Origin of the sequence: Pseudoalteromonas sp. '520P1 No. 423', from assembly GCF_001269985.1 — a bacterium.
Taxonomy (GTDB): Bacteria; Pseudomonadota; Gammaproteobacteria; order Enterobacterales; family Alteromonadaceae; genus Pseudoalteromonas.
Window position 1 is genome coordinate 1,159,575 of the sequence record NZ_BBZB01000002.1, and the last position, 11,317, is coordinate 1,170,891.

Annotated in this window: 11 protein-coding genes; 4 read left to right on the forward strand and 7 right to left on the reverse strand. The window is 34.6% G+C overall.

From position 1 onward, the window contains the following. Nucleotides 1-51: 51 nt before the first annotated feature. Nucleotides 52-1,404 carry a PAS domain-containing sensor histidine kinase gene (locus tag PSA_RS23545; RefSeq protein WP_042149315.1) on the reverse strand — a complete coding sequence of 451 codons (1,353 nt, stop codon included), beginning with the start codon at nucleotides 1,402-1,404 and terminating at the stop codon, nucleotides 52-54. Further along, complete coding sequence (locus PSA_RS23550) at nucleotides 1,394-2,788, reverse strand: sigma-54 dependent transcriptional regulator (protein ID WP_042149317.1); 1,395 nt, start codon at nucleotides 2,786-2,788, stop codon at nucleotides 1,394-1,396. Before PSA_RS23550 ends, PSA_RS23545 begins: the two co-directional genes overlap by 11 nt. Before the next feature lie 226 nt (nucleotides 2,789-3,014). On the opposite strand from PSA_RS23550, the gene PSA_RS23555 reads away from it, so the two are divergent. From PSA_RS23555 to PSA_RS23565, 3 genes are all read left to right on the forward strand, one after another. Then, entirely contained in the window at nucleotides 3,015-4,313 is a 1,299-nt protein-coding gene (locus PSA_RS23555; RefSeq protein WP_042149320.1) for an efflux RND transporter periplasmic adaptor subunit, read from the forward strand. Between the two features lie 75 nt (nucleotides 4,314-4,388). Then, complete coding sequence (locus PSA_RS23560; protein WP_042149325.1) at nucleotides 4,389-5,081, forward strand: ABC transporter ATP-binding protein; 693 nt, start codon at nucleotides 4,389-4,391, stop codon at nucleotides 5,079-5,081. A 34-nt stretch (nucleotides 5,082-5,115) separates the two neighbouring features. After that, complete coding sequence (locus PSA_RS23565; RefSeq protein ID WP_042149328.1) at nucleotides 5,116-7,614, forward strand: ABC transporter permease; 2,499 nt, start codon at nucleotides 5,116-5,118, stop codon at nucleotides 7,612-7,614. 57 nt (nucleotides 7,615-7,671) lie between these two features. On the opposite strand, the gene PSA_RS23570 is transcribed toward PSA_RS23565, so the two are convergent. Beyond that, nucleotides 7,672-8,202 carry a hypothetical protein gene (locus PSA_RS23570; RefSeq protein ID WP_042149330.1) on the reverse strand — a complete coding sequence of 177 codons (531 nt, stop codon included), beginning with the start codon at nucleotides 8,200-8,202 and terminating at the stop codon, nucleotides 7,672-7,674. Nucleotides 8,203-8,433: 231 nt separating this feature from the next. On the opposite strand from PSA_RS23570, the gene PSA_RS23575 reads away from it, so the two are divergent. Further along, nucleotides 8,434-8,760 (forward strand): hypothetical protein, encoded by a 327-nt coding sequence (locus PSA_RS23575; RefSeq protein WP_042149333.1) that lies wholly within the window; start codon nucleotides 8,434-8,436, stop codon nucleotides 8,758-8,760. Nucleotides 8,761-8,836: 76 nt separating this feature from the next. On the opposite strand, the gene PSA_RS23580 is transcribed toward PSA_RS23575, so the two are convergent. The 4 genes from PSA_RS23580 to PSA_RS23595 all read right to left on the reverse strand — a co-directional run bounded on the left by PSA_RS23580 (nucleotide 8,837) and on the right by PSA_RS23595 (nucleotide 11,139). After that, nucleotides 8,837-9,349, reverse strand: a complete 513-nt coding sequence (locus tag PSA_RS23580; RefSeq protein WP_052380147.1) for a hypothetical protein — start codon at nucleotides 9,347-9,349, stop codon at nucleotides 8,837-8,839. 154 nt (nucleotides 9,350-9,503) lie between these two features. Further along, nucleotides 9,504-10,013, reverse strand: coding sequence for a GNAT family N-acetyltransferase (locus PSA_RS23585; RefSeq protein WP_042149339.1), 510 nt, complete (start codon nucleotides 10,011-10,013; stop codon nucleotides 9,504-9,506). A gap of 79 nt (nucleotides 10,014-10,092) precedes the next feature. Further along, the gene (locus PSA_RS23590; RefSeq protein ID WP_042149342.1) at nucleotides 10,093-10,716 is read right to left on the reverse strand and encodes a hypothetical protein; all 624 of its coding nucleotides are present in this window, start codon (nucleotides 10,714-10,716) and stop codon (nucleotides 10,093-10,095) included. A 54-nt stretch (nucleotides 10,717-10,770) separates the two neighbouring features. Beyond that, entirely contained in the window at nucleotides 10,771-11,139 is a 369-nt protein-coding gene (locus PSA_RS23595; RefSeq protein ID WP_042149345.1) for a hypothetical protein, read from the reverse strand. Nucleotides 11,140-11,317: the final 178 nt, after the last annotated feature.

Consider the following 11,317-nt stretch of genomic DNA (forward strand, 5'->3'; position numbering starts at 1 on the left):
ATTTATAATAAAATTAAGGGCATACCGATTTAGAGTATGCTCTTTTTTTACTTAAAAAGTTAAGCTAAATATAGCACCTTGTTTATCTGACTTTTTAAGTACAATATTGCCTCCATGGGCGATCATAACTTGCCTTGTAAGCGCTAACCCTATGCCTGAACCTTCCTTTTTAGTTGTAAAATAAGGCACGAATATTTGAGATGCCAGTTTTTCTGGTACACCACAGCCATTATCAGACACCTCAATAACCACTCTACCGCGTAAATTTAAACTAGCAGTTAACGCTACACATGCATCAATGTTACTTTCAAATGCTTGCTCTGCATTTTTTAATAAATTAATTAGAACTTGTTCTATCATTTCTCGATCAATAAACACATCTAATTCGATGGGTAAAACCCTGAAAATTAACTTAATATTTTTAGTTTCCCAGCTTTGTGTAGCAATCTTTTCGACTTGTTCAAACAATGGAACAATCTTAATAAGTTTTTTATTAGGTGTAGGTAGCCTAGTTAGCCGCCTGTAACTACTTACAAAGGTCATTAAATCGTTACTTCTTCTTGCTACAGTTTGTACAGCACCATGCACATCTTCTAAGTCTTCACTTAGCTCAGGTTGATTTTGTATTTTATTCTGCATATCACCCACAATATCGACAGCTGTTTTAGCTAAAGATGCAACTGGTGTAATACTATTCATAATTTCATGTGTTAATACACTAACTAAATCTTGCCAAGCTTCTAATTGTGCTGTGTCTAGTTCACTTTGAATATCTTGCATACTAAGCAATACTTCTTTTTGTCCTGCTGTAATGATCTGAGTTGCTGCGATACTTAACCTATGTTCAACACCATCTATTTCTAAATTCAGTAACTGACGTTCACCTACAGTAAACGCTTTTAATTTTGCTGGGAAACTTTCATCAAATTGTGCAAAATCTCTAACATGGTTAATAACATGTGTACCAAATAAATGTCTGGCACTATTATTCCAAACCGATACTTGACCGTCATTATGAATGCTTAATAGCGGTACCGGCACATGCTCAATGACTGCTTTTATATGTTTGAGTTCTTGTTCTTGAGAAGTTCTAACTTCCTGTAAACGATTCAAAATATCCTGAAATGTATTAGATAATTCACCAAAGCCTGAACCTAATTGTTTTGCATCAAAACGTTGTGAAAAGTCAGCATAACGGGCAGCTTCAAAAAATCGTGTTAATTCTTCATTGGTTTTTGATACAAAGCGGATCATTTCGTAAAACTGAAAACCTAGCACCAAACTCATTAATACAGTGGCTGCGTGATAGCCCGGACTCATAATAATTTGAGTCAAGATCACCACAGAGGTAATAACAAATATTGTGCGTATGATTATCAAATATGAAAATTTTTTAAAGCCCATGTTTTTCCATCCTGCGATATAATGCTGCGCGTGTTAACCCAAGCTCTTTAGCTGTATGACTGATATTAAAACCATGTTTTTTAAGCGCTTTTGAAATTGCATTTTTTTCTATGTTTTCTAAATTTAAATCATCAGGAAGTTCCCCTTGATTACTGTCTTCTACGTTTACATCATTGTTAGAAGAAGCGATCGCTTCAAGTTGAAAATCTAACTGTTCTGATTGGCTTAGAATAATAGCGCGTTCAATGGTATGACGTAACTCTCTAATATTTCCTGGCCAAGTGTAAGCTTCTATTGATTTTAAAGCCTCGGCAGTCATCAGTTTTGGTTGTTTATTGTATTTTTTACAATAGGATTCAATATAATAATGTGCGATAGATGCAATATCACTGACTCTTTGTCGCAATGGCGGTAAATCGATTTCAACAGTATTCAAGCGAAATAATAAGTCTTGCCTAAATTTTGTTTCCTGTTTGAGCATTTGTTTATCAATATTTGTGGCACTAACAACTCTCACATTAAAGGGTACAGCTTCGTTTGCACCTAATGGTGTGACTTTTCGTTGCTCAAGTACAGTTAATAGCTTTGCTTGTAAATGCAGTGGTAAATTGCCAATTTCATCTAAAAATAAGGTACCGCCGTCTGCGGCTTTTAAGCGCCCGACTCTATCCTGTTGTGCCCCGGTAAATGACCCTTTTTTATGTCCAAATAACTCACTTTCAAACAACGTTTCTGAAATAGCACCTAAATCAACAGACATAAATACATGCCGACTACGCAAACTTTGATTATGAATTTCTCGCGCAATTAATTCTTTCCCTGTGCCATTTTCTCCTAATATTAAGACATTGGCATCGGTCGGTGCACAGCGCTGGATCAAAGAATGTATTTGTTGCATTGCCGGTGAGTGACCAATGATAGTCTGTTTACCCACCGAATTAGCAGCTTCAACTAATACTTTATTTGTTTCACGTAGAGTTTGTGCTTCTGAGCGTGATTTACCTAATAGGACAGCACTTGAAATGGTAGCAATGACTTTTTCGTTATCCCAAGGTTTGGCAATAAAATCTGTTGCGCCTAATTTCATCGCATCAACTGCAACATCAACACCGCCATGAGCTGTGATCATAATGATCACACTTTGTGGGTTTATTTCTAATATTTTCTTTAACCAATAAAAGCCTTGATCTCCTGAACTTTCACCTGGTCCAAAATTCATATCTAATAAAATTGCATCAAACGTTTGGCCTGATAAAAAGGTAGGAATATGTTCTGGTACATTACACGTATTGACATGCGTAAATTTTCTTTTTAATAATAACTTTCCTGCAGACAATATATCTTCATCGTCATCTACTATTAATATTCGCCCAGCTGCTTTCACACTTTTATCCTTTTACACACATCATTTCATATTTTTTATTGTTCATTAACGTACACCAAGTGTTCATTAACGTACAGTTGTTTTAAAAGTAAATTTAACTTATTACAAAAACAGACTTATAAACAACGAATTAAAAATTGGCATTGTTTTTGTTATAACTAAGTTGTCTTTGAATTATAAAAATACAAATCTACTAAATGATTTTATGTATTATTGAGAAATAAATATGAAACACGCATCACATCTTAAAGTAACTCCTGAAACACCTGCGGTAAACGGTTCAGGTATGGACCGTAAGGTTACAAACATATCTAAACCATTAAAAAAGTGGTTTACTGTTTTATTTATAGCGATATGTGTGACAGTTATTGCTTATAGCGTGGTTTCTAAACCAAGTGGAAAAGCTTTATCTGTTGATAGTAATAAAATTGTAATTTCATCTGTTACAACAGGTGTTTTTGAAGACTTTATTCCTATACGAGCAAGAGTCACACCAGCAAAAACTGTATTTCTAGATGCTGTTGAAGGTGGCAGAGTTGAAAAAATATTAGTTGAGGATGGCACCACTTTAAAAGCGGGTGATTTGATTGTTGAGTTATCAAATGCTTCATTACAACTAAATGTTTTAGGTAATGAAGCTAGAGTTGCCGAACAACTTAATAACATGCGCACGATTGAACTGAACTTAGAGCAAAACCGTTTAAAACATAAAAGCAATATCATCGACATCAAACATCAAATAAAAATCTTAACGCGAACTTTAAAACGCGAAAAGGATCTTTTACCTACAGGCGCGATTATGCAATCTCAATATGATGATACATCTGATACGCTTTCATGGTATCAAGCACGTCTATCGTTGACTTTAGAAAGCCAACAATCAGATACACGCATGCAAAAAGCACAGTTAGTATTTTTAAAAGATACCAGTCAGAGACTTGAAAGTAACTTAGCAATATCACGTCAAAACCTAGATAACATGAATGTTCGTGTACCAGTTAATGGCAAGCTGTCAGGATTTGACATTGAAGTAGGACAAAGCATTGGTCGAGGTGAACGATTAGGGCAAATAGATACACCTAACAATTTCAAATTAACGGCGTTTATTGATGAGTTCTATTTAGGCAGAGTTGATCTTGGTCAGCATGCTAAATACGAAAATTATGATTTACAAATTTCAAAGATCTACCCACAAGTTCAAAACGGTCAGTTTGAGGTGGACTTTAAGTTTGTCTCCGCACAACCCAAAGGTATTCGTCGTGGCCAAACCATTCAAATCAAACTGACCTTAGGTGATGCTAGTGAAGCAACACTGATCCCTAATGGCGCATTTTTCCAAGATACCGGTGGTAAATGGTTATTCGTTGTTAACCAAGATGATAATGAAGCTCTAAGACGCAATGTACGCCTAGGCCGTCGTAATAATCAATTTATTGAAGTGATTGAAGGCCTTGAATTAGGTGAACAAGTGGTGACTAGTCCTTATAGCAGTTACCAAGATATGCACCGACTGAACTTTAACTAGCTAATAAAAAAACAATACAAATTTAACGATTGAACCAAAGATTAAAAAGCTCGAGCAGAGCACTAGGAATTTATCATGCTAAAACTAAATAACTTAACACGCGTATATCAAACAGATGACGTAGAAACATCTGCCTTAAACAATGTCAGCATTGATATAGCTAAAGGAGAGTTTGTCGCCATTATGGGCCCTTCGGGTTGTGGAAAATCGACCCTGCTCAATACTATTGGCATGTTGGATTCACCGAGCAGTGGCGACTACATTTTCAATGGAGAGAATGTTGCTGGGTATTCAGAAAAGCAGCTTTCAGTAATTCGTAAAAAAAGCATTGGTTTTATCTTTCAAAACTTTAATTTAATTGATGAGTTAACCGTGGCTGAAAATATTGAGTTGGCATTAATTTATCACAACATCCCTACGGCAGTTCGTAAATCTAAAGTTGAGAGGGTCATGGATAAGGTAGGTATTGCCCATCGCGCTAAGCACTTACCTAGTCAATTATCTGGTGGACAACAACAGCGTGTTGCAGTAGCGAGAGCAGTGGTTGGCGATCAACAAATGATATTAGCCGATGAGCCAACCGGTAATTTAGATAGTGCTCATGGTCAAGAGGTCATGGAAATGCTGCAAACGCTTAATGACGAAGGCACTACCATAGTTATGGTGACACATAGTCCAGCACATGCAGATTATGCCAGACGTACTATTAATTTATTTGATGGTCATGTTGTGGCACAAAGTATTCGTGCTGCTGAGAAAACAGCTTAGCCTTAATTAATGTAATTAATATTAGGAGAAATTTATGTTTCGCAATTACTTTATTACCTTTTGGCGCAATATCATTAAAAACGGTGTTTTTTCAGTTATTAATATTTTTGGTCTAGCCATTGGTTTGATGTGCTGTATTTTAATCATGTTATTTGTTCGCCAAGAATCAGGCTTTGATACTTGGCTAAAAGACAATGATCGTTTAGTTCGCATGCACACCACTTACTCTCTTCCAAATCAGGAGGTTTTTGACACTGTACGTTCTGCAGGCAGAATGATGCCTGCGATCAAAAGTTATGCTAAAACAGAAATTGAAGAGGGCGTGCGTTTGATTCAGTTTGGTATGACAGTTAGGCAAAATGAAGATGCTTTTCCTGAAGATTTTACTATGGTTGATAGCAGATTTTTTAACCTATTTGATTTGCCTTTTGTCCATGGTTCTAAAGAGTCGTCGTTCAACAAACCGATGGATTTGGTTATTAGTGAAGAACTTGCTTATAAATACTTTGGAAAAAGTGACGTGATTGGCGAAACTCTAACAGTTTGTTGTGTTGAAGAAAATACCACCACATTGACTATCACAGGGGTTATCAAGGATTTGCCTGAGGCAACGCATTTAAATACAGATTTAATCGTCTATTTACAGCCGGCTTTGTTTAGCGAAAACGATGAGATGTTAAATACGTGGACCAGCGTCAACGTTTACAGTTATTTTAAATTAAATCCCGGCGTTAAAATAACGCAATTACAGCAACGGATTAATTATTGGCTAAACAATGAGAGTCCGTTAACCGAACGTTTTGCCAAAAACTCCCCTTCAGGAACCGTTACTGATGTTTTTCAGTTAAAGTTAATGGCAGTGCCAGATTTGCACCTACAAGCTAAGCGGGATGCTGGTAGCATGGGAGATTTAACACCCATGGGCGATCGGAATATGATCATCACTTTCATTATTGTCGCAGCTTTAGTGTTATTAATTGCTTGTATTAACTTTATGAATCTGTCTACGGCTAAAGCCAGTAAAAGAGCGCGTGAAGTAGCAATGCGAAAAGTATTAGGTGCCAGTAGAACCCAAGTAGCTATTCAGTTTTTAGGGGAAGCGATTGGCTTAGTGCTCTTGTCATTGCTCTTTGCCTTAGTCGCGGTTGAGTTAATACTGCCCTTATATAATGAAGTATTAGGTAAAGAGTTATCCTTACATTTGTTTGATGAACCTAGTCTATTATTTATGTTACTTGGACTTGCTGTATGTGTAGGAGTTGGTGCAGGCGTATACCCAGCATTGTATTTATCACGATTTTTACCTGGAAAAATATTAAAGTCGAGTAAAAGTGTTGAGTCAAAAAGTTCAGCTAAATTTAGAAGTGCTTTAGTTGTTTTTCAATTTTCGACTTCAATCATTTTAGTAATATCAACTTTAGTTATTTACGGACAAACACTATTTTCTAATAACATGGAAGTCGGTTATAAAAGTGACAATAAATTAATCCTTAATATTCGTTCGGCGGGCGATAATCTTGCAAGTTTAAAACAAGAATTATTAAATCTACCTGAAGTGACGAGTGTGACTTTGTCTTCAGAGGCGCCTTCACAAGATAATGAAAATAATCGTGGATTTAAGCTTTTAGAAACTCATGAAACGGGTGTTAACAACGAATCACTCAGTATGAATCAGTATAATATGGGCTATGGCTTCTTTGAAGCTTATGGTGTTAAACCTCTGGCAGGTAGGCTCTTTGATGAAAATTTTGGCACTGATACACTTAAACAAGTGGCAGCAGGAGAACTGGGTCAAAGCAGCGCTATACTCAACCATTCATCTTTGAAAAAGTTTGGCTTTAAAAGCCCACAAGATGCCATAGGTAAAACATTGGCAACTGATATCCGTGGTAAGCAACATTTAACCATCATTGGTGTGATTCCAGATATTTACTTTCGTTCAATTAGATTTGGTGTAAGGGCGTCAGTGTATACGTTAAATCCAGAATTATTCAACGTAGCAAACATCTCATTTACTGCTGATAACATGCCAAACCTGATTAGTAGTATTGAAAGTGTATGGAAAAGTAATGTACCTATGCAGCCTATTAACTTACAGTTTTTAAGTGAAATGATGGCGGCGCAATATCATGATGAATTAACTACAGCGCAGTTGTTCTTAGTCTTTTCATTAATTGCCATCGTAATCGCGTGTTTAGGTTTATATGGTTTATCAGCTTTTACGGTAGAGCGCAGAACTAAAGAAATAGGTATTCGTAAAGTGATGGGCGCTAGCGTAAAAGACATCGTAGCCTTACTTATTTGGCAATTCTCAAAACCAGTAGTATTAGCTAATCTTATTGCTTGGCCTATTGCGTCTTTTATGATGTTAACTTGGCTTGAGAACTTCCCTTATCGTATAGATACTTTATGGTTAGTGCCTATTTGTTTATCGGTTGGTGTTTTATCTTTATTAATCGCTTGGAGTACAGTGGGCTCAAACGCAGCAACTGTAGCAAGAAAGAACCCTATTAAGTCATTAAGGTATGAATAAATTTGGGTATAAAATAAGCTCGGAGCTTAATAAGTAAACCGAGCTTTTTGTATCCATTTATAGATTATTTGTCATATTTAAAATTGCGATTTCTCTTTTAACACTTAAATGAGAATGAAATAATAATGCTTCTTCATTTTTTGAAATATCAGAAATCATTAACCTAGGATCTAGATCAGGGTAAACCTGCCTACTTTGAAGTGATTTTAAGTCAACCATCCAAATTTGATTGTTATTTTTGAAATTAACTTGAACTACAGCATTTTTATCTGTTATTAGAATATTCTCAATATTGCCCGTATCACTATACCAAAGCTTTGAAATCTGATTATTGTTATCAATTTTTGATATCTGTTTATTGTTATTAAAGTATATATTATCATCTGAATCTAAGATCGAACAGCTTGCTGGTATATCCACTAAAACGTCTATCTTTGTGGATGAAAGATTTAACTTCGCAGGTTTTGATTGCCCATTTTTTATTAAGTTAACGAGTAAAGCATGATCTTTATTAAACCAATCTCTAATATATATTTTATTATCTAACTTTTCTTTTGTTAATTCTGACGCTGTATTAGCATCAAACATATACAATTGAGTCGTAGTGGCTAAAGCAACTTTACTGCCATCAGGTGACCATGTAAAACCAAAGAATTCTTCATGTTCAGGATTAATAAATAATACCTTTTCGCTTTCCTTATCACTAATAACTAATTGCGAAAACCCTCGCCTGCTTGTCTGATATATAAATCGATTTTCAGAAGGAGAATATAACGGCTGTAAATCTAAAGATTCAGTATCTATCAGTTTTGTTAATTCTTGCTGTTCTTTACTAAAATAAGTAACTTTACCAATCTAAAGCAGCACTATGATGATTTTGGTAAACGTTTTGGATTTGATGCCCAAATTGAATTAGAGTTACTACAAAAATTAAGTGTTTATTTTGCAATGTCTACTAAGCCAGAAGATGCACTAAATATTAAACATGTGATTAATTATGGTTTAAGTTTAAATCGAAATAACGCTGATTCTTTTTGGGAAATGGCCAATTATTTAAAAGAAATTGATAACTTAACATCAGCAAATAAAATTAAAAAAAACATTTGTGACTTACAACCTGAATTTAATCTTTGTTCGCTTAAATAGGGCCATTATGTAGAAATAAATAGAGCAGTATTAACTGCTCTTTTTTGTTTTTTAAACTTATTTAAAAGTATAAAACCTAAAGACCTTTAAAAGCAGTCTCTACTTGTGCAAAGTGCGTTAAAACTTCTTCAACTTCATGTTTAGCTTGTTCACGCTGTTTGTCAGTTTTAATACCTATCACTGCCATAGCTTGAACTGTTGCAGGGTGTACTAACAAATCTTTTGCGTGATAACAGTTTGCATCTGTAAGTTGTGGTAATTTACCATCTGCATGGTAACCAGATTCTATTTCACTTAATGGTAAAGTAGGAATAATATCAGCAGCTTTACTTACTGCAGTTAAATACTCATCACACTGAGGAAACTTTGCAATGAATGCCTTTATGATAGGTTGAGACACCTCAACTAAAGTTTCTGAGTATTCTTCAACTTTTGCGTCATTGCCTTTTTGTGAAATTAAAGAAACAAGTTTCTGTGCATTGTCTTTATAATTTGCAAATAATTCATCTGCTGTTGGCGCTACTTGGTCTTTTGTCATAGAACATGCTGATAACGCTATAACAGCTGAAATACATAATAATTTTTTCATAATAACCTAGTTTGAACACTAAAAATAAAGGTTAATGATAACTATTATTAATAACTTTGACTAGCTTAATATTCGTTATATATAGAATTACATTTATCATTGTTAGAAATCAGCATATCAAAGGGAGTATTTTTTAATATTAAACAAGATACGCTTATTTAGATTCTTTTTTAAATCCTGGTAATTGATAGCGCATTACCTCAGCATTTTTTTCATGGCTGTATATTTCATTGATATATTTTCCGCTACAACTTTCAATTACTTTTCTTGAAGCAATATTATTTGACTCACAGGTAATAATCACAGTTTGGCTGATAATATTTTGTTGCAACCAAGAAAGCATCAATTTCGCCACCCCTTTACCCCTTGCCGTAGGTTTAGTTTCATAACCTACATGGCCAACAACCCTTTCGATATAAGGTGTTGTACCATGTCGAACTCTAATAGTTCCCAATATTTCATCATTCTCGATGCAAAAAAAAGTAGATGTTTTAGGCCAATCCTCAGGAAGAAAATCTTCGATGGTATGCGACACTATTTTTTCTAGATAGGACTTTGGGTCTTGAAGTGGCATTTCATACTTCTTAATACCACTATCCAAACATGCTAGCAAAAAGTCTTTGTAAGACTCTAAGTGATCCATTGTTGCGGGTAAAACTTCCATTCTTTACCTTGTTTAAATAAACTCTAAAAACATATACTAGCTGCTTTATTCAATTGAGTCATAAATTTAACATGATTTTTCAAAATAAGTATTTATTTGAATCTTGTATCTGATTGTACAAAGGATTAATTTCATCGGCTTGTTTGAAGTCTAGCGCTTTAAATGGTTCAAGCTCTTCAGGGGTCTCCCCTTTCATTAAAGCTGCCTTTTGCTCTTCCAATTGCACTTTAAGATCATTAATGCGTTCACGTAATATATCTTTATCTGATTGTGTTAAAGCTGATGAACTTTCAATATCTTGACCTGTTAAAGTCAGCATATCAATTTTAACTTCAATCTCTTTAACTTTTAAGAAATCAATGCCTAAACGCGCAAATAAAATGGCATCTTTCATCTCATGACGCTCAACTTCCACTTTGATAGGTACTTCAGTGATCTCTTTAATTACCTTATTAAAATAGCTTAAATCGTATTCTCTTTTTTCTAAACTTGAATCCATTGTTTGCTGAACTTCTACCCCAAGTTCACGATAGAGTGATTGTACATTATCTGAAATTTCATCGGAGCCAAAACCAGCCATTGGATCAGGCTGTTTAGACATAACTTCAAATAATTTAAAACTCGTTGATGTGGTTTTAGAGATATTATTGTCTGAATGATTTGCTGAATTTATTCCAGGTAATTGATTGCTGATAATTGACATGTTGTTCCTTTAATTAACGAATAAAGCAATTACCCAAGCAATCATTAAGCCAACTTATTGTGGATTGATAATGTTAATCAGCTTTTTAATGAATTTTTTTACAGCTTTTTTGTCATCAAACTTAAATGATATGCCGTAATGTATTTCGTTTATGCCTTTACGCACCCTTTTTGGAAAACGCGTCATTTCAGCATTATGAAAATAATCACTTCTTTTAGTAACTCCGTCAATATCACTTAAATCAGTCACAAACACTTCAAATACCGGGCGGATAATTATATGTGGTGTATTTCCCTCAATATGTAGATAAAAAGCCTCTTTTACTTTAGGTAGCATATATTCAGTGATTTTTTTCATTGTAAAGTTAGTTCTGCACTCTAAGTTTGTTAACAGTGTCTTTATTTCTTGTTCTTCAATACTCAAAACTGACTCTCTTATTTCTTACGATTTTAATGCTAAGGATGCTTAGTGTAAGGATTTCCACTTGAAATGCTATAGACAATTTTGGGTTTCAAATTGAATTGATGCAAAATGATACTAATACCAATTGTATTAATTAACTTCCCATTCAGCGGGAGATAAAAGCGCTTTAGACAAGGCA

Coding starts and splice junctions, on each gene's coding strand:
- PSA_RS23545 (WP_042149315.1), bottom strand. CDS start 1,404: ATGGGCTTTAAAAAATTTTCATATTTGATAATCATACGCACAATATTT.
- PSA_RS23555 (WP_042149320.1), top strand. CDS start 3,015: ATGAAACACGCATCACATCTTAAAGTAACTCCTGAAACACCTGCGGTA.
- PSA_RS23560 (WP_042149325.1), top strand. CDS start 4,389: ATGCTAAAACTAAATAACTTAACACGCGTATATCAAACAGATGACGTA.
- PSA_RS23565 (WP_042149328.1), top strand. CDS start 5,116: ATGTTTCGCAATTACTTTATTACCTTTTGGCGCAATATCATTAAAAAC.
- PSA_RS23570 (WP_042149330.1), bottom strand. CDS start 8,202: ATGTTTGATGCTAATACAGCGTCAGAATTAACAAAAGAAAAGTTAGAT.
- PSA_RS23580 (WP_052380147.1), bottom strand. CDS start 9,349: ATGAAAAAATTATTATGTATTTCAGCTGTTATAGCGTTATCAGCATGT.
- PSA_RS23585 (WP_042149339.1), bottom strand. CDS start 10,013: ATGGAAGTTTTACCCGCAACAATGGATCACTTAGAGTCTTACAAAGAC.
- PSA_RS23590 (WP_042149342.1), bottom strand. CDS start 10,716: ATGTCAATTATCAGCAATCAATTACCTGGAATAAATTCAGCAAATCAT.